Source organism: Dyella sp. 2YAF14 (assembly GCF_052114725.1).
Lineage (GTDB): Bacteria > Pseudomonadota > Gammaproteobacteria > Xanthomonadales > Rhodanobacteraceae > Dyella.
Genome location: NZ_JBFRFH010000001.1, coordinates 261,070 through 280,429 on the forward strand (window position 1 = coordinate 261,070; position 19,360 = coordinate 280,429).

Consider the following 19,360-nt stretch of genomic DNA (forward strand, 5'->3'; position numbering starts at 1 on the left):
GGACTTGCGCGACGAAACCTGCGGCGTGTCACAGCGCCTACCTGCTTCGTGCATGGACCATCGGTTACAACCCCCGCTGCGTCTGGCTTTCGCGAGTATGACGAAATCGAACCAAACGCCTCGCCGACGGGGCGCGCCGCATGAATCCGCGCCGAACAAAATCGCGAGAGCCGTGCACCCCACGGTAAGCCGGGCGTGCGGAACTGCGTTCCCATGACTGAATCCCAGCCCTCACCTCAGGACATCCGCCGCATGCGTGATACCCCGAACCGCCCTGGCATTCGCCCCTGGCTGGCCGCCTGCAGCCTGTTGTTGGTACTCGGTCCCGGCGCCGCAGCGGCACGCGATGCGCATGCGCTGTCACAGGACGATGTGGACTGGCTGCGCCGCGACAGCTTCGAGCTCGACAGCGCCACCGTCGCCACATATCGCGACCTGGGCCGTTCCCGCCTGCTCGACCGACAACTCGATGGGCGCATCAGCGACGACCTGCCCGCGCCGATCCAGTCGCTGATCAACTCCTACGAAGCCGCCAATACGCCGACCGAGCAACTGCTGGGCAACCTGCGCGACGAGCAGGAGAAGATCAAGAACATGCCCGACGGCGATGACAAGACCGCCGCCAAGAAAGCGCAGCAACAACACGCCAATGATCTGCTGCAGCAGGCGCAGGAAATCGAACTGCTGCACGCCATCTACGGACCGAACCAGCTGAAGGAACAGATGGTGTGGTTCTGGCTCAACCATTTCAGCGTGTACGGCGCCAAGGGACGTGTGCGCTGGGTGGCGGCCGACTATACGCAGAACGCGATTCGCCCCCACGCGCTGGGCAAGTTCCGCGACCTGGTGATGGCGACGCTGGAAAGTCCGGCGATGATGGAGTTCCTGGACTACGCGCAGAATGCGAAGGGCCACGTCAACGAAAACTATGCGCGCGAGCTGATGGAGCTGCACACGCTGGGCGTGGGCTCGGGCTATACGCAACAGGACGTGCAGCAGCTCGCCCTGATTCTTACCGGCGCCGGCGTGGCGCCATTGCGTGACCCCGGCGTCATGCGCCCTCGCCTTGCCGAGATGGTCGTACGCAATGGCCTGTTCGAGTTCAATCCCAAGCGCCACGACTATAGCGACAAGATGTTGCTCGGCCACACCATCAAGGGCAGCGGCTTCGATGAAATCAGCGAAGCGGTGGACCTGATCACCAAACAGCCGGCGTGCGCGCAGTTCGTCTCGAAGAAAATCGCCGAGTACTTCGTTGCCGATGATCCGTCACCCGAACTGGTGGCGAAGATGGCGCACACCTTCCAGCACACCGATGGCGATATCGCCCAGGTGTTGCGCACGATGTTCGAGTCCAAGGAATTGGCCGCCAGCTATGGCAAGAAGTTCAAGGACCCGATGCAATTCATGGTGTCCTCGGTGCGCATGGCTTATGACGGCAAACCGATCGCCAACGCCAAACCGCTGCTCAACTGGCTCAATCAGCTGGGTGAGCCGGTGTTTGGGCGCCTGACGCCGGACGGCTGGCCGCTCGACAGCGCCGGTTGGTCCAGCTCCGGACAGATGGCCAAACGTTTTGAGATTGCCGGCGCCATCGGCACCGGCAACAACCGCCTGCTGACGCCGGAAGGCCAGCCCAAGAGCGGTGGCGATTTCCCCATGCTCACCACGCGCCTGTATTACGACACGTTTGATACGACGCTGAGCGCGCCCACGCGTGATGCGCTGGCCAAGGCGACGACTCAACAGGAATGGAACACCTTCCTGCTCTCGTCGCCCGACTTCAATTATCGCTGAGGCATCGCCATGAATCGTCGCGAATTTTTGCTTGCCGCTGCCACCGCTGCCGTTGCCGCACCGGCGATGTCGTTCTCCGGCAAGCTGTTTGCCGCACCGGCGAATACGCCGCGCTTTTTGCTGGTGTTTCTGCGCGGCGGCTACGACTGCAACAACCTCTTGGTGCCCTATAGCAGCGATTTCTACTACGAGTCGCGTCCGACCCTGGCCATCGCCAAGCCAGATCCGTACAACACCAACAGCGCCATCGGCCTCGACAGCAACTGGGCTTTGAACCCGGTGCTGCGCGATTCCATCTATCCGTTATGGCAGAAGCGCCAGGTCGCCTTCGTTCCCTTTGCCGGCACCGATGATTTGTCGCGCAGCCATTTCGAAACGCAGGACAATATCGAATCGGGCGAGCCATCGGCACAACGCAGCAATTACCGCTCGGGTTTCATGGCGCGGCTGTCGGGACAGATGAGCACGGTGCCGTCGATCGCCTTTACCGACGCGCTGCCGCTCAGCTTCCAGGGCAGCGGCCGCGACATTCCCAATATCTCGCTGCGCGGCAATCCCAAACCGGTGTACGACGAGCGCCAGGCAGGCATTCTCGCCAGCATGTACCGCAATACCTCGCTGGCCTCCGCCGCGGCGGATGGCCTTGAACTGCGCCAAAGCGTGTCCAAGGAGCTGCAGGACGAGATGGTGAAGGCCAATCGCGGCGCGCCGAACGCCAAGAATTTCGCCGACGAGACCCAGCGCATCGCCACCATGATGCGCGACCAATATCGGCTTGGCTTCGTCGATGTCGGCGGCTGGGATACCCACGTCAACCAAGGCAATACCACCGGCCAACTGGCCAACAATCTCGCCAACCTCGGCAAGGGACTGGCCGCCTATGCCGATGCACTGGGCGACGAATGGAACAACACCGTCGTGGTCGTCGTGTCCGAATTCGGCCGCACGTTCCGTGAGAACGGCAACAAGGGCACCGACCATGGACACGGCACGGTGTACTGGGTGCTGGGCGGCAAGGTGAACGGCGGTCGCATTGCGGGCGAGCAAGTGGCCGTGAATGCGCAGAGCCTGCTGCAGAATCGCGACTATCCGGTGATCAACAATTACCGCGATGTGTTGGCTGGGGTGATGGGAAGAATGTGGGGATTATCGAACAGCCAGTTGTTGTCGGTGTTTCCGGGGGCAAGGCCGCGAGATTTGCAGCTTGTCTGATCGCCGAGTCGCGCACAGGGTGCGCTCCCACAAGGGTGAGCGGCAGCCCTACCCCTGTGGGAGCGCACCCTGTGCGCGACGCTTTTCACCCACAACGGCCATAACGCCCCGTCATCACCAACTCCCAACTCACGCCACCATCAAACGAACTCTCGAGCTTCAGCGTAAACACCTCATCGCTCTCGAACACGTACACATGTCGTGTCTGCCCGCGCGGTGAACTGCGCACGAAGGTCAGCCGCTCGCCATTCCACAATCCCGGCGCCGGCGTGCCCGGCACGAAGCCGTAGCTATCGAACCAATAGAGGCTGTACTGATCATGCTCGGGTTCGGCCACGAACACTGCGTGTACCCGCAATGACGGCTTGCCGTCGCGTTCCTCGCGGTAGTCCTGGATCAGCACGCGCCCATTGAGTTGCATGTGCGCCGAGAACCAGCCCATCGCCACTCCGCCTTGTCCCCAGCGCGTGGTGGCGATGGTTTCCTCGCCCTGCCATTCGCCTGCGAGGCGGGTCAGCATGTTCGCGGACATGACTCAGGCGCCCTCGTTCACGCTGCGCACCAGCAAGCCCTTGGCGATGGCGCCGTGCAGTTTGCCCAGGCCGCGCACCATATGCAGCGTTGCGAACAACAGGAACACGCCGCCGATGCAGGTGAGTATGGCCAGCGGCCAGTAATTGTTGTCGCACAGCCAATGCGGGATGCCGCATTGCAAGTAGATCACATCGGCCACGCTGAGCGCCTTGAGGATCGGCGTGGCGATCAAGCCCAGCGAGATGCTCAGGAAGGTGATGGTGAGCGTGAAATACAGGATGCCAAGCGGCAGCATCAGGATCATGTAGAACATCGTGGTCCAGGTGCGGCCATCGGTGAAGATCGCACCCACGCGCCCCCAGAACGACTTGCTGCCGTTCGTCGGATACGGCGGGCGACGCGGCATGCGCACGCCAAGCATGGTTTCCACGATGCGCCCTTCCAGCAGCGACAGCGCACGCACTGTGCCGAGGAACAAAATCATGAAGGGAATGCCGATCACCAGCACTGCCAGACCCAGCGAAAGCGAAAGCCCGGTCACGGCCCACGTGAAGTAGAAGATGCCCGTGCCCAGTGCCAGCAGCATGTAGAACAAGGCGCCCCAGGTATGGGAATCGACCGCGACGCCAAAGAAGCGGCCCAGTGCCGAGCGACGACGCGGCACCGGCGGCGGACGCAGCGCGCGCTGGATCTTGATCTCCTGGTCGCGATAGATATCGGCAACCTCTTCCGGCGCGCCATAGGTGCTCACCACGTGGGCCAGCATGTCCGCTTCGCTGCGCTTGGGGTCTTCGGCCAGCTCGGCGCGCAAGTGTTCCTCGGCGTCGTACAGCGCATCCTGGATCAAGGCCGGATCCGCGCCCTTGAGCGCAGCGCGCAACTGATTCAGATATTCGGCAATCGTGCGTGGTGCGTTCATTACACCCCTCCTTGCAAAACCCCGTCGACAGAATCGCGCGTGGCCGCCCAGGCTTGCACCCAGTCGCGCAACACCTCGCGCCCTTGTTTGGTGATGCGGTAATAGCGCCGCGGCGGACCGCTGATGGAAGGCTCCACCTCGCTGGCCAACAACCCCGCCCCTTCGAGATTGCGCAGCACCGGATACAGCGCGCTCTGCTTGCCGGCGAGCACGCCTTCTCCCACCTCTTCCAGCCGCTTGGCGATCTGGTAGCCATACATCGGCTGCCGCGACTGCCCCAGCACCGCCAGCAGCACCAGCGACACCGTGCCCGCCGACAGCTCCTTCTGGAATTTCTTCAGATGGCTGCTGTTGTCTTCCACGCCCCACCCGCACTGCTACTCATCATGGAGTGAACAATAGTGTGAAGTTCGTACTAGTGCATGGGTATGAAGTCATGGGAGGCCGCTCCAGATACAAACATTGGTGTCAGAGGGGGGTACAGACATTGGTGTCAGCGCGCTTAGGCGGCTGAGGGGACACGCGGCACCTCGGGACTCGGGGATCAGTTCGCGTGGGTCGGGCGACGGGCTCAGCTCGGCCGCCTAGCTCCCGGACTTGATCGCCTAGGCCGATTTTGACCTTCCCCACCGTCGATGCCGAATGCGATCCCATGCTGTATGTCGTGGTCGCCGGACGCGCGCCGGCCTAGCACCCCGAGGCGAGATAGCTTGTATTAACTCCTACAGATACGTAGAGTTCGTGACCATGCATAAGGCACGAAGCTGGCTGCTGTTGATTCTCACCTTGCCGACCGAGAACGCCACGGCGCGCATGCGCTTCTGGCGCGCTCTGAAAGCGATGGGCTGCGCGGTGCTGCGTGACGGGGTCTATCTGCTGCCCCAGGCCCCTCAACACCGCGAGGCGCTGCAGGAGCTGGCCGACGCCATCGTCGAAGCCGGCGGCACGGCCATGCTGATCGACACCTCAAGCCGCGATGAGACCCAGGACATGTTGTTCCTCGGCCTGTTCGATCGCAGCGAGGCCTACACGGAATTCGGCCAATCGCTGTCCACGGTGCGCAAGTCGCTATCGGGCCTGTCCGCACCCGAAATGAATCGCCTGCTACGTCGTTTGCGCCGCGAGTACGACGCCTTGCGAGCCATCGATTATTTTCCTGGCGAGGCTACGGTACGCGCCGAAGCCACGTGGAGCGATTTCGTAGGCGTCGTCGATATGCTGCTTTCACCCGACGAACCACACGCCGCCCATGGATCGATTGCACGGCGAAATATCGGCGACTACCAAGCTCGTACATGGGCGACGCGGCGGGGCCTGTGGGTAGACCGCGTTGCCAGTGCCTGGCTGATCCAGCGCTTCATCGATACACAAGCGCGCTTTCTATGGCTGGAGAAGCCCTCGGCCTGCCCAAAAAAAGCGCTGGGCTTCGACTTCGACGGTGCAGCCTTCACCCATGTTGGCGAACGCGTGACCTTCGAGGTGCTGCTGGCCAGCTTCGGGCTGGACGACGATCGCGGCCTGTTACGCCTGGGCCAAATGGTGCACGTGCTCGACGTCGGCGGTGCGCCGGTGCCGGAGGCGGGTGGCTTTGAAGCCTTCCTCGGCGGTGCGCGCGAACGTGGCCTCAATGACGATCAACTGCTCGAACAGGCGGGCTACGTACTCGACTCCCTCTATGCCCATTTCGGCAAAAGCGATACCCAACAGAAGCGCTCATGAGCCGCTCTCCGCGATGCTGCATGTAGCGATGCCATGAATGTTTTCCGTCCCCAAGGAAATAACGCCATGAACAATGATTCTCGCCGCCAATTCCTGCAAACCGCCTCAGTCGCCGTGGCCGGTGCCATGCTAGCTGGCACGGTTCAGGCCGCCGACCAAGTCGGTGCTGCCGCTGGCGCGACGACAGTCGCCAATCCTGCTTTCACGCCGCGGCACCAGCCCAAACCGCTGCCGTTCGATCCGACCAAACTGCACGGCATATCCGAAAAGTTGATCCGATCGCACTGGGAGAACAACTACGGCGGTTCGGTGAAAGCGCTGAACACCGTCAAGCAGAAGCTGGCCCTGGCCCTGACCGACAAGGAAACGCCGCCCTACGTCTACGACGACCTCAAGCGCGAGCACCTGATGCGCACCGGTTCGGTGGTGTTCCACGAACTCTATTTCGAGAACCTCGGTGGCGATGGCCAGGCCGACGAGACGCTGCGCCGCGCCATCGGCGAGGCCTTCGGGAGCTACACGGCCTGGGAGGAAGAGTTCCGCAAGATCGGTGCGGGCCTGGGTGGTGGATCGGGCTGGGTGATACTTGGCTACAACCTGCACACTGGGCAGATCGAAAACTACTGGCTGTGGGACCATCTGCACGGTCCCGCCGCGACCTGGCCGCTACTGGTCATGGACATGTACGAGCATTCCTACCAGATGGATTACGGCGCCGCCGCGCCCAAATACGTCGATGCCTTCTTCCAGAATATCCGCTGGAGCGTGGTGGCAACGCGTTTGGCTAGCGCGCACCGCTTTGCCGAGGCGAGTTAGACCTTCCTAAGCCGATCGCTGGCGTAACTTGCTGGCCTTCGCCCGACCGTTGCCCGTCGTTAAGTGAAAAGAATTTAGGCGACGCGAGCTGGAACGCTCAGAAGTGAACTGCGATCAGCTTCGCGATGAGTGCGTCGGGCGAAATTGCGTCGACCACGGCATTTCTTCGGGAAGCTTCGGTTAGCGCTCGGCTAGGAGATCTTCGATGCAAATCGGAAGATCAAGCACGCTTTACCCGTAGCGAGAGCAAACGGGACGGAGGTAGTTAATTCGAACAATGGCGGTGGGACGCAACTATCTCCGTCCCGTTTGTCGTGTCGCGCGTTTGCCCTCAATCAACGAGCGGACGATAAGCGCGGACCACAGGCTTCGCCCTTTCCAAATCGTATCGCGCCTGAAGTGCCAGCCAGTAGAAGGCAGTGGTGTCGAAAGCCAGGGAGAGGCGGATGGCGACCTTGGGGGTGATGGGGTGAGTGTCGGCGATGAAGGCTTTGATCTGATCGGAGGGTATGCCGGTGCGACGGGCGAGTTGGGCGGGGTTGAGGGCGCTGGGAATCAGGTAGGCGTGCAGCAGGATGTCGCCGGGGGCTCGCAGGGGTTGCGAGGGGTCTACTTCCAAGTGCGGGGTGAGCTGGATCAGTTCCATGGTGGTTCCTCCCTGTCGGACACGGCTCCGCAGCGGCTCAGGCGCTTACAGCGCTCCGTGTCAGTGAATGCTTGGCAACTTCGTCGGTGATCGCCCCGATGCGGCGCATCGCCATGCCGGCCGATGCGCCGCATCGGCGATCATCGGAGACGTGTGGTGGTCACTCGAGGCTCGTCACCGAGCAGGCGGGCGCACTGCTGAAGGCAGTGGATGGCCGCGCCCAGGCTGGCCGTGACGGCTACGGGAAGCGGCCATGGCAGTGGCCTGCCGGGGAATCCCCGCGCCTGCGCGTGGCGGCACTGCTCGCTGTCGAGACGCAGGCGCGTGAGGGCGAGCACCGCCAGGGCGACGTCGCCGCGAGTGCTATGACGAAGGGTTTCGGGCCATGCCACCGCCTCGGATGACGAGTCGTCAGGCGGAGGAGCGAGGGTGTCGTCAGGGGGAACGGACGAGCGAATGCGTACCGTATGATCGCGGATAGCCATGATCAACTTCCTATGAGTTGGGGATGGTTAGCGGGTCGTGGGTGTTCTCAGCACTCACGGCTCGCGCATCATGACTTGGTCGTCATGGTCACCCTCTAAGCCTTGCAGTACGACAGCGAAAGTGACGGATCGACCCTAACAAGCAGGGGCGGCATCGTCTGTCAGGGTTGAGCGAGATGGACGTCCGCGTGGCCGCAGGCGAGCGCGAGGTCTCTGGGCCGGCGAAATGTCAGCGCCCTTCCCTTTGAAAGCAGAAGAGAGCATGCGACTTTCTGCGGAGCAAGCGGGAAGGAGATAGTTTATTCGAACCATGGCGACGGGACTTAATTACCTCGGTCCCGCTTGTCGCGCTCTCGCATCAAATCAGCCTGATTCCCAGCGGGCGCACGGCCCACGCAAACAAGGCAAAGCACACGATGGTGATGACCGCGCTGAGACCGAGTGCCGGCCAGAATCCAAATCGTGCAAAGAGGCGCGGGAACGCCAAGAACATCGGCAAGGTCGGCACCACATACCAGAAGGTGTACCAAGCATGGTTGGTGATTTTCTCAGCCGGCTGCTTTTCGATGTAAAGCCATGTCAGCGCCAGTAGCGTCACCAATGGCAGCGACGCCAGCAGAGCACCCGCCCGATCGCTGCGCTTGGCGACTTCTGACACAGCCACGACGATGGCGGCTGTGATGAAGTATTTCGTAATGATCCAGAGCATGGTCGGAGTCTAACGCGCGGCGGGATCTGCGGATTGAAAAACGTCCGCTATGGATCGAAGGCAGACCCTGTGAATCAAGCTGCCTCGCTTCAACAAGCAGGTGATCTGCACGCGGCGGGAACGTCGTGACAACGGAATCACGCTCGCGGTGCTATTGAACGGTGCGAACCGCCCGAGACACCAGGGGACAGACCACGAGAGGAGGTGTCAGTAATGGCTACGATCACCACGCCGGACGGCGTAGAGATCTTTTATAAAGACTGGGGCTCCGGTCAGCCGATCGTCTTCAGTCATGGGTGGCCCTTGTCGGCCGACGACTGGGACGCCCAGATGACGTTTTTTCTTCAGCACGGCTACCGGGTGATCGCCCATGACCGGCGCGGGCACGGTCGGTCCGAGCAAGTCGGCACCGGCAACGACATGGACCACTGGGTCGCTGACCTCGCTGCACTGACCGAGTACCTCGACATCCACGACGCTATCCACATCGGGCACTCGACCGGCGGTGGCGAAGTGGCCCGCTACGTCGCTCGCCACCAGAAGCGTGTCGCCAAGGCAGTGCTGGTGGCCTCGTTGACACCGAACATGGTGAAAACCGACGCGAACCCTGGCGGCCAGCCGCAGGAGTTTTTTGAAGGGGTCAGGTCAGGCGTGCTTGGCAACCGGTCGGAGTTTTACCGGGCCGTCCCTGAGGGTCCGTTCTACGGATTCAACCGTCAGGGCGCCAAGCCGTCCGAGGCGGTGATCGCGAACTGGTGGCGCCAGGGCATGGCCGGCAGCGCTCAGGCCCACTACGAAACCGTCGCCTCCTGGCTGGAGGACTACACCGAAGATCTGAAGAAGATCACGGTGCCGGTCCTGGTCATGCATGGCGAAGACGACCAGATCGTCCCATTCGCCAGTGCGGTGCCGCGCGCGGTCGACCTGCTCGCGAACGGTAAGCTGAAGACATACCCTGGCTACCCGCACGGCATGCTCACTACCCACGCGGACGTCCTCAACCCCGACCTTCTCGCATTTATCAAATCCTGACGGGACACCCGCCCGAACCAGAGCCAGGCAATTTGAGTGGCGCGCCCATGGGTGTGCCACTCAATCTAAGTGCCGCTTCGCGTCGGAAACGGGGACATCTCGATCGACCTTATGTAACCCCGCAACGGCCGCAATGTTCTACCGTGTACGGCCACCGTCGGTCATTTCGTCGGTACGGAACATGGTTTGCCAGCGCAGTGTCTCTGGCTCCGACGGGTAGGTGGCGTCCGGGCTCCGCGCTGGGCGGGGCTCGATCACCCTGAGGCGATGACCCAGATCCCGCTTGTCCATTGTCTGGATAACTACGGAACGGCAGTCGTGCGAAACGCCGGCATCGAGCGACACGATGCGGCTCCCTGACAGCACCGGCTGCGGGCAGCCTTCATCCGTGGTCACGAGCCAGACATCCTTATGCGATCCGTCCACGGTATAGACGGCAATACGATGATCGCCGAGCGGATCCACGCTAGTCACGACGGCGGTATCGGCGATGCTTTCCACCGCATGGCCGGCGGACTTCATGTAGGCATCGCGCTCGGCGGCCTGCAGATCTTTTTGCGGACCCGCCATGGCAACGCCACTCGCTATCAGCCATGCGAAGCAGGCCAGACTCCAAACCTTTCCCTTGCGCATCTTCATGACGACGCTCCCTGGGACGATGCTCGGTTACCTCTTCTACAAGCCGCGCCCCGCAGGATCAACCGGCGGCGCATGAAGACTGTTTCATGCGCTGTCTCGAGGGATGAGGGCATGGCAAACCAATCGGAAAAGAGACCGAGGTAGTTAACCTAATTAACTGCCTCCGTCCCCTTTTCCGACTCAGACGGCTCCTCGGATGCCGCGAGAATGTCACCCCCTTTGGGGATCTGTACCAACGCGGCGGTCGACAAACCTGACGACGACATTGGCGGCAATGCGAACGAGAGCGGCGCTCCGTTCCACGTCCCCAAGTGAACAAGCTCGTGCACAACATTGCGATGCAGCAGCGTACGGCCACTGTTCTCCCCCGCGCGAACATGGACACTGACCGCACGAGGGTCATAACGCACCAGCCACACGTCGCGGGGCGACGATGCCTGGCCGGCGCCTATCGCAAGTTGGCCTCTGTCCCAGCTCATGGAGGGGCCTTGGCTGGAGGCATGTTCAATGGCCTCGTCGAGCTGGCGGCGATTGGTTCCCACCAGGTCGACCTGACCGTTGATATAGATCTGTGGCGTCCAGACGTTATCGTGCTTCTTGTTATGCGCGTAGTCCCACTGCCTTTGTGTATAGGCGTCTCGAGCAAACGTATCTTTCCACCCGAGGTTATCCCAGTAGGTCACGGCAAAGGACAGCGCAAGAATCCCTGGCTTTCCGGCAATGGCATTGAGGTTGTCCTGCGCGGGTGGGCATGACGAACAACCTTGGCTCTGGAATAGCTCGACAACGACCAGTGGACGCTGTGGCGTCGGCGGCCCGTCCTGTGCGTGGCTTAGGGCTGCGAATCCCCCTGCCCCGATGATGCTGACAAGCAACTTCAGTAACGCTCGAGCAATCATGGCCATGCCCCTCCGAGTCGGTTGTCAGGTCAGCTACGCCTAGTGCGCGCCTTCGTAAAGTACTTCGTTGCGGCCGGAGGCAAAGTTACACGAAGCGGGATGCGCGTATCCGGCCCAAGTCATTGGAGCGTGATACTCGACGAGCGGATAGCCAAGATCCCCGAATGATGGGATGTCGATTGTTCCCGGGGCCACTTTGGGTCGACAGCGGACATTCCCTTCTACGCTTCAACGGACTACGCGACAAGTCGATGTTCTGCACGCAGCCCGCTTCGGCCGCAGACCAGCTGACTCCCTTGTTGACATGGCGCTCTTCAGGAAATCGCGTCTGAGCACACCGTTCTCACGAGGCGCGGAACTGATCAGCGCGGCGGGGGATGGTGTGCTTCATCGCCATTCCTTCCATGCGTCGGTAGCCGCCGTATGTTTACGATCGGCCTGCGAGCAAGTCATCCAGTTGTGCGAACTGTTCGGGCAGGCCTTCCGCCGAACCCGCGAGGGCTTCGTCGAGTGCCGCTTCTGTGGGGTAGAGTTCGTGAAAGGTGACCAGCGTCTTGCCGGCATTTTCTTCGAACGTTACCGTGGTCAATGCGCCTTGGTCGCTATCTTCGTTCGTCCATACGAGGCGCCTGTGCGGCGTTACTTCTCTGTAGGTGCCGAAGAACGCCATCGGTTGATCGAAGGCCGGATGGCTGAACACGAGGCGATACGTGCCCCCGGTGCGAACATCCATGTCGCACGAGACCAGCGACATGCCCACCGACTTCGGAACCCACCACTGCTTGAACAATTCGGGTTTGCTCCACGCTTCGAAGACGATGCGCGCGGAGGCATTGAACGTTCGCCTCACCACGAGTTCGCGGTCGGACATGCGTTCCACGGTGGTGCGGTTCGTGGCGGCGGGACTACCTTTTTCTTCGTTGGGCATCTGCCTTCTCCTTGGATTTCAAGTGCTCGACAAGCTTGTCCAGTGCATCGAAGCGTGCGCTCCATAGTTGGCGGTGCTGCTCGATCCAGGCGGCCTCTTCTTCAAGTCGGCGCTTTCCGAGCTTGCAGGTTCGTACACGCCCGACCTTCTCCGTAGTCACAAGGCCCGCCTGCTCCAGGATGCTGACGTGCTTCTTCATGCCCGTGAGCGTCATGTGAAACCTTTGGGCGAGCTCGGAGATCGAGGCGTCTGAACCCCCAAGCTGCTCCAGCACGCCGCGTCGGGTGACATCGGAGAGAGCGGCGAACGTTGTGTCGAGGCGGGCTTGATAGTGAACCATATGGTTCACTGTATGGCACGCATTGCGGGTTTGCAAGCGGATGATCCGCGGGAGCAAATCGCGCAGTTTGGGCTCGGCCGCTCCGGGCCCAAACTGCGCATGCCTGGCGCAGCCAACGTTCCGACTGGCGCCCTCGGCCTTCCGCGCTGGATTTTGTTCATAAGAGCAGCGTCGCCACTGTGCGCCACTCGCTGGATCATAGGCGTGCCGGTTGGCGGGAACACGATGCCTTGACGCCACCTTCTCGCACGACCGCCATCCGCCTCACACGCCAGGCCGCACGCTCCGTCTACTCTTCCACTCAACGCGAGAACACCGTGGACGCCATCCAATTGCTGAAATCCGAGCACAAAGAAGTCAAAGAGCTCCTTGTTGAGCTCACCGAAACAACATCACGTGCTGTCAAACGACGCGCGGAGCTGATCGCGACGATTCAAACCAAACTGTCCGCACACGTCGCCATCGAAGAAGAAATCTTCTACCCGGCCTATCGGGATGCGGGTGGCAAGGAGCAGGAGAAGATGTATTACGAGGCTCTTGAAGAGCATCGAGCTGCGAAGGACCTGGTTCTAGGCGACCTCTTCAAGACCGAGCCAGATTCAGAGAAATTTTCGGGTCGCGCAAAGGTGCTCAAGGAGCTCATTGAGCATCACATCGAAGAGGAAGAACAGGAGATGTTAAAACAGGCCAAGGAGCTGCTCGACAAGGACCAATTGCGGTCCCTTGGCGAAGCGATGGCAGAGCGGAAAAAGGAATTGGTCGCCGAGGCCAAAAAGCAACAGGCAGCCTGAGCAGGCACTCCCCAGTTGGCAAAGCAAAGCCGGTCGAACAGTTCAGTCGCCGTCTTTGCTCGGCGAGCACATCGACGCCAAACGTGGCGCGTATCTTTATATCGCCGGCCACCCGTCCGGCTCCAACTCATAGCCGCCGCGTAGCAAGGTAGCCTCGATATAGAGCTGCAAGGTCACGTGCATTCTGATATCCGGATCTGCTAACGGCGACCAGTCGTTGCGGACCGAACCCAGCGCTTCGGATGTTTGTCCGTCGTAGTGAAACCTGGCGTGCCAGTGCGTTTGCCCGTCTTGCTCGCGTGATGTCGCTCGATACGAGACGGTGCGGTGCACACCTCTGATGTCGCCCATGGTCGATGTCCTGTAGGGCACCCTGCCGTTGGAGTTTATCCAGACGGTTGTAGGGCATCGTGAAACACGGCGGTATTCACCGTTAACAGGGGAGGCGCACGTCGCTAATGCTCAGCGACTTCTAAAAATGCGTCAAAGCCGTATACCGCCCGTATTTTCTCACGTGCATCGACGGCGTTATCGACTGCGTCGGACTCTAATGTGAAGGGCCCCACGTCGGTCTTATGATGCGCATAATTGGTCACGACCCAGTAGCCGCTATAGTCTTTCTCGCAATACACGTCCCAATGCATGTGGACACTGTATGCCTCCATGGAGCGCTGTGCGGGACGAGGGCTATCGATCTTCAGCTGCCGGTCGGCTAATGATGGCCAGGGTTGCCACGCTTTGACGAAGGAGCTCGCGATACGACGCGCGCATCAAAGCCACGAGGAGTCCGCATGCTTCATGTCAGGTCGAACCATGCCTGTTCGATATCGTTAGCGACGGCTTGGTCGGTTTCGACTACCGTAAAGGTACCGACGCCGAAGACCCTCCCGTTGCGCCTTCCGCTATAGACCCCGTCCTTACGATAGGTCGCGGCCCAAACGACACTGTTCGAGGCTGCATGGGTGTACAGCCCAGTGAAGCTGACTCCATCACTGGTATTGCCGGCTACATCGAACATGGAATAAATCTCTAGAAGGACGCACTGCAGACGCTGCTCCCGCGAGCATGCGTACCCAACCTCGCGCTCGTGCACCAAAGGGCCGCGCAAAGGCGGCCCTCATGGCGATCCAATGGTCGTTACTTCTTCGAATGTCCCGGGTTATCGGACGGCTGTCCCTTCGTGTCCTTTTCATCCTTGGATCGATCGGTACGCTGCGCTTCCTTTTCTTGAGGCGCTTTGGACGGATCCGTCTGCGGGGTGCGGGGTGCATTCATGTTGTTGGCGTTGCTCATGTACTACTCCAGGGCGGTAGGTATGCCGCGGGGTCCACACTGGCCATTGGAGGGTCGCGGCAGCGTGACATCTCTGTTGGGGGCTGATGTTTGCATTCATTCCTTCCGAGTTGTCCGCAACGAAATGCAAAACCTACACACCCATCACGTCTCCTGTGCGCCACCGTGAACTGCAAGGAGAAGTCAGGTCAATTCGCTCGCCGAGCACTTCAAGCGTACGCACCGTGAAAAAAGCAGGTGCAGTCGCACGCCGCAAACGACTAATCTTCCTGGCTCGCTTCCTCCGAATCCGTGCTTGCGAACCGACACGTCCCCGTTTGTGTCACTCTCAACACAATCGCCACTTGGCATAGAGGTCTCGACATGGCTGAGCGTCACGAACGGATTGAGACTGTAGACAACAGCGGCAAGCGTGTTGCCATCACCAAGGTCACGCCGCGGCTGCCGGCAGCATCGGCCAGCGACCCGCACGCCAGCTCCGAAGGTCCACCGACTTACTTTCTAGCCGATGGCACACGGCTCCATCGAACACCTAACGGCTTCGAAACAGTGTGCGGCACGTCCTGGTTCACTCGCGTGTAGCTCCGTGGTCACCATGCCAAGCCACCCGCCGCGAATCGGCCAGAGTGGAACGGCGCTACCCCGTTGCCAGTAGATCTTCGATGCGTACGGGAAGATCACGCACGCGTTTACCTGTAGCGTGATAGACCGCATTGGTAATCGCCGCGGCGATGCCCGCCAGGCCGATTTCGCCGATACCGCGCACGCCCATGGCGTTCACCTTGGTATCGGGGTAGTCGAGGAAAATGACCTCCATCTCTGGCGGCATATCGGCATGGCTGGTCATGATGTAGTCGGCCAGGTTGCTGTTGACCGCCATGCCGTTGCGCGCGTCGTACTGCGTTTCTTCGAACAGGGCCATGCCCATGCCCATCACCAGCGCGCCTTCGATCTGGTTTTTGCCGGTCAACGGATTGACGATGCGGCCCGCATCGATCACAGTCACCACGCGATGAACGCGTAGCCGCGCCAGCTCAGGCTGCCAGCGCACTTCGACGAAGTGTGCGCCGTAGGAGTGGGTGGAATAGCTCTTTTTCTTCTGCCCGAAGGTGCCCTCGGCCTTGCCATGTCCTTCGACCTGTCCCAGACGCGCCTGGCGCAGCAGGTCGGAAAAATGCGTGCCTGAGCCCGGCTCCTGGCCCTGGCGATGCACCCTCCCCTGTGTAAAGGCAAGCTGGTCGGGCGTGGCGCCCGAGAACGACTTGGCATCTTCGGCGGCGATCTGGATAAGTTGATTGCCCGCCTGCTCGACGGCCTGCACCAGCGCGGGGACCATCGATCCGGTGGCCATCGAACCGCCAGACCATGGGCCAGGCGGCAGCTGGCTGTCGCCGATGGTGACCTTGACCTTGTCGACATCGACGCCGGTAAGGCCGGCGACCATCTGCGCGATCACGGTATAGGTGCCCGTGCCTATGTCCTGCGTACCGCTGGCGATGCGCACTGAACCATCCGCGAGCAACGTAACGGCGGCCTCCGCACTGAATCGCTCGGCGATCCAGCTACACGCGGCGACGCCCCAGCCAAGAATGCTCTCGCCCTCGCGCATCGATCCCACCTTGGGATTGCGGCGAGCCCAGCCGAAGGATTCGGCGCCTCGCGTGAGGCACTCCTCAAGATGCCGCGACGAGAACGGGATGTTTTCCTTCTCGTCGATCTTGGGCTCATTCTTGAGACGCAACGCAACGGGGTCCATCTTCAGCGCGATGGCGAGTTCGTCCATCGCCGATTCAAGCGCATATAGCCCAGGCACGGCGCCGGGCCCGCGCATGGAGGTGGCCGGTCCGACGAAGTGCTCTGCGTAGGTGCCGGTCACGCGCAGATGGGGCGTGCTGTACAGGAAGCCCGTGGCCTCGCCGCAGTCCTCCTTGTAGTCGGCCAGCAGTGCGCGCTGGTAGACGTAGTCCTGCCGCAACGACGTGAGCTTGCCGGACGCATCGCAGCCAAGGCGTATGCGTTGTTTGGTGGATGGTCGGTGGCCCACGTTGTGGAACATCATCTGGCGATCGACGACCAACTTCACGGGACGATGAAGATCGCGTGCCGCAGCCGCGGCGAGCAGCGCCTGCGTCCACGGCCATAGCTTGCCGCCGAAGCCCGAACCGAGATATTCGGTGATGACGCGCACATGGTCCGTCGGGACACCGAGCATCTGCGCCATCACGGCGCGAAAGTTCATGATGGCCTGAGTCGTTTCATACAACGTGAAGCGCACGCCATCCCAGAGCGCCAGGCTGGCGTGCAGCTCGATGGGGTTATGCGTTTCCACTGGCGTGCTATAGGTGTGGTCGACCTTGATGGCAGCATGCTCGAACGCGGCATCGGGATCACCGCGCTCGGTCTCGGTCTGCGGCGGCTGGCTGGAGTCCAGTGTGGGCGAAACGGATGGCGTCTCCACGTTCGCGTAACGGACCGCTACGGATCGCGCCGCTGCAGTGGCCTGTTCGAAGGTATCGGCAACGACTAGCGCGACGTACTGACCGTAGTAGCGCACCTCATCGTCGTCGAGCGGCGGCCGGCTCTCGTCGATCTTGGCCTTGCTGCCTTTGGAGACGCGATAGAAGCGTCCGATATTCTCTCGCGTATAGATCTTGCGGACACCGGGCAGCGCTTGCGCCCGCACGATATCGATGTACTCGATGTGCGCCTTGGCCACGGTGGCGCAAACTGGTACGGCGTAAACCATGTTGGGGAAGGAGAAATCAGAGGCATAGCGAGCGGCGCCACTGACTTTCAGAGGGCCGTCGATGCGACTCATCGCTTTGCCGACGATCGGCAGTTCGACGTAGTTTGCGGGCTGACTCATGCTCAGCGTCTCCTGTCACGCCGCCGTGGACACGTCGCTCATGGCCTTGATCAGGCAACGGCGGGCCAGTTCCACTTTGAATCGGTTGTCCGCCTGCGGCTGGGCGTTGGCGAGGAAAGCGTCGGCGGCGCGCTTGAACAAGTCGGGGCTGGGCGCGTTGCCGCGCAGCACCTGTTCGGCGGAAGCGGAACGCCACGGGCGCGTACCGACGCCGCCCATGGCCATGGCCACCTGTTGGATATGGCCATCCTGCAGCACGAGCACGATGGCGACGGAAGCGAGCGCGAACTCATAGGAAGCACGATCGCGCAATTTCAGATAGAGCGATTTCGCATGGTCCGTCGCCTTGGGCAGACGAACCCCGGTGATCAGGTCACCCGGCTCCATCACGGTCTCGCGCTGCGGCGTCGCGCCGGGCAAGACGAAGAACTCCGCCACCGGTACATCACGCCGTCCCTGCGGCCCTTGGATGGATACAACGGCATCGAGCGCCGTGAGTGCCACATTCATGTCCGACGGGTTGGTAGCGATGCAATGCTCGCTACCGCCAAGGATGGCGAGATTTCGATGATAGCCACTCAACGCCGAGCAGCCGCTGCCAGGCTCGCGCTTGTTGCAGGCGCTGTGAATATCACGAAAATACACGCATCTGGTGCGCTGAAGCAGGTTGCCGCTGGTCGTGGCCATATTGCGTATCTGTCCCGACGCCCCGGCGAGGATGGCCTGGGACAACACCGGATACTTGGCGCGAATCTCGGGATGATTGGCGAGATCCGAGTTACGCACCAAGGCGCCGATCGTGAGGCCACCCTCCGCGCTCGATTCAATGGACGACAACGGAAGCCGGTTGATGTCGACCACCTGCACGGGGTGCTCAACGTCCAGCTTCATCAGATCAAGCAGGGTGGTGCCACCAGCGACGAAGCGAATCTCGGCGCCTTGCTGCGCCGTGGTGGCCTGCGCGGCGGTCGCGATCGCCTGGTCGATGCTCTTTGCGCGTGTGTAGTTGAATGCCTGCATGGGGATCGCCTAGGCAGATTGGACCTGTTTGATCGCTGCGAGTATGTTTTTGTACGCGCCGCATCGGCAGATGTTTCCGCTCATCGCCTCGCGGAGGCTGTCATCGTCCCTGCCCCATGGCTCTTTCAGCACGGCGACTGCCGACATGATCTGTCCAGAGGTGCAGTAGCCGCATTGATAGCCGTCGTGATCGACGAACGCCTGCTGCATCGGATGCAGCGAGCCGGGCTGACCCAGGCCTTCGATCGTCGTTACGGTGTCGCCGTCGTGCATCACGGCGAGACTCAGGCACGAGAGCACGCGGCGACCGTTGACGTGGACGGTGCAGGCCCCGCACTGGCCGTGATCGCAACCTTTCTTGGTGCCCGTCAACTGAAGATGGTCACGCAGCGCGTCCAGCAGCGACGTCCGGCTGTCGACCGACACGTTTCGCGTCTGGCCATTCACCGTCAGCTTGATGGTTTCCCGCCCCGAACCTGCCGTTTTTTCCGGTGCGTCTCGTGTGGGCACCGACGCGGCAATCAAGTTGAATGACGCGAGCCCTGACGTGGCTCCCGCGACCGTGATCATCTGCAAAAATTTGCGGCGGCTGAAGGGCAGTCCCGCAAATGGCAAGTGTTGTTGGTGAGCCATGCCAACACCTCACAAGGGAATGGCGTCATTCCAAACCAGAAAGAGTTAGCGCGATGTACAGGGAGGGCGAAAGTCAGCTCGC

The 19,360-nt window shown here is 61.3% G+C and carries 21 protein-coding genes; 6 read left to right on the top strand and 15 right to left on the bottom strand.

The genetic code is table 11. From position 1 onward, the window contains the following. Positions 1-252: 252 nt before the first annotated feature. Positions 253-1,797, top strand: coding sequence for a DUF1800 domain-containing protein (locus AB4Y82_RS01225; protein WP_441604633.1), 1,545 nt, complete (start codon positions 253-255; stop codon positions 1,795-1,797). A gap of 9 nt (positions 1,798-1,806) precedes the next feature. After that, positions 1,807-3,009 carry a DUF1501 domain-containing protein gene (locus AB4Y82_RS01230; RefSeq protein ID WP_441604632.1) on the top strand — a complete coding sequence of 401 codons (1,203 nt, stop codon included), beginning with the start codon at positions 1,807-1,809 and terminating at the stop codon, positions 3,007-3,009. 85 nt (positions 3,010-3,094) lie between these two features. Here AB4Y82_RS01230 and AB4Y82_RS01235 read toward each other — a convergent pair whose 3' ends face one another. The 3 genes from AB4Y82_RS01235 to AB4Y82_RS01245 are packed head-to-tail and all read right to left on the bottom strand — an operon-like array spanning position 3,095 to position 4,824. Continuing rightward, a complete protein-coding gene (locus tag AB4Y82_RS01235; protein ID WP_441604631.1) occupies positions 3,095-3,541 on the bottom strand; it encodes a DUF1579 family protein in 447 nt (148 codons plus the stop codon). A gap of 3 nt (positions 3,542-3,544) precedes the next feature. Further along, positions 3,545-4,462, bottom strand: a complete 918-nt coding sequence (locus tag AB4Y82_RS01240; RefSeq protein WP_441604630.1) for a sensor domain-containing protein — start codon at positions 4,460-4,462, stop codon at positions 3,545-3,547. Further along, on the bottom strand, positions 4,462-4,824 hold the full coding sequence (locus AB4Y82_RS01245; RefSeq protein ID WP_046972573.1) for a PadR family transcriptional regulator: 363 nt from the start codon (positions 4,822-4,824) through the stop codon (positions 4,462-4,464). The genes AB4Y82_RS01240 and AB4Y82_RS01245 overlap by 1 nt, the downstream gene beginning before the upstream one ends. A 385-nt stretch (positions 4,825-5,209) precedes the next feature. Between AB4Y82_RS01245 and AB4Y82_RS01250 the strand changes: the two genes are divergently transcribed. Continuing rightward, complete coding sequence (locus tag AB4Y82_RS01250) at positions 5,210-6,181, top strand: chromate resistance protein ChrB domain-containing protein (protein ID WP_441611078.1); 972 nt, start codon at positions 5,210-5,212, stop codon at positions 6,179-6,181. A gap of 66 nt (positions 6,182-6,247) precedes the next feature. Then, on the top strand, positions 6,248-6,997 hold the full coding sequence (locus AB4Y82_RS01255; protein WP_441604628.1) for a Fe-Mn family superoxide dismutase: 750 nt from the start codon (positions 6,248-6,250) through the stop codon (positions 6,995-6,997). Between the two features lie 331 nt (positions 6,998-7,328). Here the strand turns inward: AB4Y82_RS01255 and AB4Y82_RS01260 are convergent, their stop codons facing one another. Beyond that, entirely contained in the window at positions 7,329-7,643 is a 315-nt protein-coding gene (locus AB4Y82_RS01260) for a HigA family addiction module antitoxin (protein WP_441611079.1), read from the bottom strand. Between the two features lie 843 nt (positions 7,644-8,486). Then, positions 8,487-8,837, bottom strand: coding sequence for a DUF3147 family protein (locus tag AB4Y82_RS01265; protein ID WP_441604626.1), 351 nt, complete (start codon positions 8,835-8,837; stop codon positions 8,487-8,489). A 213-nt stretch (positions 8,838-9,050) separates the two neighbouring features. On the opposite strand from AB4Y82_RS01265, the gene AB4Y82_RS01270 reads away from it, so the two are divergent. Next, positions 9,051-9,869 (top strand): alpha/beta fold hydrolase, encoded by an 819-nt coding sequence (locus tag AB4Y82_RS01270; protein WP_441604625.1) that lies wholly within the window; start codon positions 9,051-9,053, stop codon positions 9,867-9,869. A 138-nt stretch (positions 9,870-10,007) separates the two neighbouring features. Here the strand turns inward: AB4Y82_RS01270 and AB4Y82_RS01275 are convergent, their stop codons facing one another. The 4 genes from AB4Y82_RS01275 to AB4Y82_RS01290 all read right to left on the bottom strand — a co-directional run bounded on the left by AB4Y82_RS01275 (position 10,008) and on the right by AB4Y82_RS01290 (position 12,675). Further along, positions 10,008-10,508 carry a DUF6491 family protein gene (locus AB4Y82_RS01275; protein WP_441611080.1) on the bottom strand — a complete coding sequence of 167 codons (501 nt, stop codon included), beginning with the start codon at positions 10,506-10,508 and terminating at the stop codon, positions 10,008-10,010. Between the two features lie 149 nt (positions 10,509-10,657). Beyond that, a complete protein-coding gene (locus tag AB4Y82_RS01280) occupies positions 10,658-11,413 on the bottom strand; it encodes a DUF1223 domain-containing protein (RefSeq protein WP_441604623.1) in 756 nt (251 codons plus the stop codon). Positions 11,414-11,834: 421 nt separating this feature from the next. Then, positions 11,835-12,335, bottom strand: coding sequence for an SRPBCC family protein (locus AB4Y82_RS01285; protein WP_441604622.1), 501 nt, complete (start codon positions 12,333-12,335; stop codon positions 11,835-11,837). Further along, positions 12,313-12,675, bottom strand: a complete 363-nt coding sequence (locus tag AB4Y82_RS01290) for an ArsR/SmtB family transcription factor (protein WP_441611081.1) — start codon at positions 12,673-12,675, stop codon at positions 12,313-12,315. Before AB4Y82_RS01290 ends, AB4Y82_RS01285 begins: the two co-directional genes overlap by 23 nt. Positions 12,676-12,992: 317 nt before the next feature. On the opposite strand from AB4Y82_RS01290, the gene AB4Y82_RS01295 reads away from it, so the two are divergent. Beyond that, positions 12,993-13,466, top strand: coding sequence for a hemerythrin domain-containing protein (locus AB4Y82_RS01295; protein WP_441604620.1), 474 nt, complete (start codon positions 12,993-12,995; stop codon positions 13,464-13,466). A 96-nt stretch (positions 13,467-13,562) separates the two neighbouring features. On the opposite strand, the gene AB4Y82_RS01300 is transcribed toward AB4Y82_RS01295, so the two are convergent. The 6 genes from AB4Y82_RS01300 to AB4Y82_RS01325 all read right to left on the bottom strand — a co-directional run bounded on the left by AB4Y82_RS01300 (position 13,563) and on the right by AB4Y82_RS01325 (position 19,278). Continuing rightward, entirely contained in the window at positions 13,563-13,817 is a 255-nt protein-coding gene (locus tag AB4Y82_RS01300; protein ID WP_441604619.1) for a hypothetical protein, read from the bottom strand. Between the two features lie 445 nt (positions 13,818-14,262). Beyond that, the gene (locus AB4Y82_RS01305) at positions 14,263-14,484 is read right to left on the bottom strand and encodes a hypothetical protein (RefSeq protein WP_441604618.1); all 222 of its coding nucleotides are present in this window, start codon (positions 14,482-14,484) and stop codon (positions 14,263-14,265) included. A gap of 119 nt (positions 14,485-14,603) precedes the next feature. Continuing rightward, complete coding sequence (locus AB4Y82_RS01310; RefSeq protein ID WP_441604617.1) at positions 14,604-14,759, bottom strand: hypothetical protein; 156 nt, start codon at positions 14,757-14,759, stop codon at positions 14,604-14,606. A 637-nt stretch (positions 14,760-15,396) separates the two neighbouring features. Next, positions 15,397-17,625 carry a xanthine dehydrogenase family protein molybdopterin-binding subunit gene (locus AB4Y82_RS01315; protein ID WP_441604616.1) on the bottom strand — a complete coding sequence of 743 codons (2,229 nt, stop codon included), beginning with the start codon at positions 17,623-17,625 and terminating at the stop codon, positions 15,397-15,399. Between the two features lie 15 nt (positions 17,626-17,640). Continuing rightward, the gene (locus AB4Y82_RS01320) at positions 17,641-18,645 is read right to left on the bottom strand and encodes an FAD binding domain-containing protein (RefSeq protein WP_441604615.1); all 1,005 of its coding nucleotides are present in this window, start codon (positions 18,643-18,645) and stop codon (positions 17,641-17,643) included. A 9-nt stretch (positions 18,646-18,654) separates the two neighbouring features. Then, complete coding sequence (locus AB4Y82_RS01325) at positions 18,655-19,278, bottom strand: (2Fe-2S)-binding protein (protein WP_441604614.1); 624 nt, start codon at positions 19,276-19,278, stop codon at positions 18,655-18,657. Positions 19,279-19,360: the final 82 nt, after the last annotated feature.

What these genes read in the sequence shown, in the direction of transcription:
- AB4Y82_RS01225 (WP_441604633.1), top strand. Translation starts at nt 253, where the DNA reads ATGCGTGATACCCCGAACCGCCCTGGCATTCGCCCCTGGCTGGCCGCC.
- AB4Y82_RS01230 (WP_441604632.1), top strand. Translation starts at nt 1,807, where the DNA reads ATGAATCGTCGCGAATTTTTGCTTGCCGCTGCCACCGCTGCCGTTGCC.
- AB4Y82_RS01235 (WP_441604631.1), bottom strand. Translation starts at nt 3,541, where the DNA reads ATGTCCGCGAACATGCTGACCCGCCTCGCAGGCGAATGGCAGGGCGAG.
- AB4Y82_RS01240 (WP_441604630.1), bottom strand. Translation starts at nt 4,462, where the DNA reads ATGAACGCACCACGCACGATTGCCGAATATCTGAATCAGTTGCGCGCT.
- AB4Y82_RS01250 (WP_441611078.1), top strand. Translation starts at nt 5,210, where the DNA reads ATGCATAAGGCACGAAGCTGGCTGCTGTTGATTCTCACCTTGCCGACC.
- AB4Y82_RS01255 (WP_441604628.1), top strand. Translation starts at nt 6,248, where the DNA reads ATGAACAATGATTCTCGCCGCCAATTCCTGCAAACCGCCTCAGTCGCC.
- AB4Y82_RS01260 (WP_441611079.1), bottom strand. Translation starts at nt 7,643, where the DNA reads ATGGAACTGATCCAGCTCACCCCGCACTTGGAAGTAGACCCCTCGCAA.
- AB4Y82_RS01265 (WP_441604626.1), bottom strand. Translation starts at nt 8,837, where the DNA reads ATGCTCTGGATCATTACGAAATACTTCATCACAGCCGCCATCGTCGTG.
- AB4Y82_RS01270 (WP_441604625.1), top strand. Translation starts at nt 9,051, where the DNA reads ATGGCTACGATCACCACGCCGGACGGCGTAGAGATCTTTTATAAAGAC.
- AB4Y82_RS01275 (WP_441611080.1), bottom strand. Translation starts at nt 10,508, where the DNA reads ATGAAGATGCGCAAGGGAAAGGTTTGGAGTCTGGCCTGCTTCGCATGG.
- AB4Y82_RS01280 (WP_441604623.1), bottom strand. Translation starts at nt 11,413, where the DNA reads ATGGCCATGATTGCTCGAGCGTTACTGAAGTTGCTTGTCAGCATCATC.
- AB4Y82_RS01285 (WP_441604622.1), bottom strand. Translation starts at nt 12,335, where the DNA reads ATGCCCAACGAAGAAAAAGGTAGTCCCGCCGCCACGAACCGCACCACC.
- AB4Y82_RS01290 (WP_441611081.1), bottom strand. Translation starts at nt 12,675, where the DNA reads ATGGTTCACTATCAAGCCCGCCTCGACACAACGTTCGCCGCTCTCTCC.
- AB4Y82_RS01300 (WP_441604619.1), bottom strand. Translation starts at nt 13,817, where the DNA reads ATGGGCGACATCAGAGGTGTGCACCGCACCGTCTCGTATCGAGCGACA.
- AB4Y82_RS01305 (WP_441604618.1), bottom strand. Translation starts at nt 14,484, where the DNA reads ATGTTCGATGTAGCCGGCAATACCAGTGATGGAGTCAGCTTCACTGGG.
- AB4Y82_RS01310 (WP_441604617.1), bottom strand. Translation starts at nt 14,759, where the DNA reads ATGAGCAACGCCAACAACATGAATGCACCCCGCACCCCGCAGACGGAT.
- AB4Y82_RS01315 (WP_441604616.1), bottom strand. Translation starts at nt 17,625, where the DNA reads ATGAGTCAGCCCGCAAACTACGTCGAACTGCCGATCGTCGGCAAAGCG.
- AB4Y82_RS01320 (WP_441604615.1), bottom strand. Translation starts at nt 18,645, where the DNA reads ATGCAGGCATTCAACTACACACGCGCAAAGAGCATCGACCAGGCGATC.
- AB4Y82_RS01325 (WP_441604614.1), bottom strand. Translation starts at nt 19,278, where the DNA reads ATGGCTCACCAACAACACTTGCCATTTGCGGGACTGCCCTTCAGCCGC.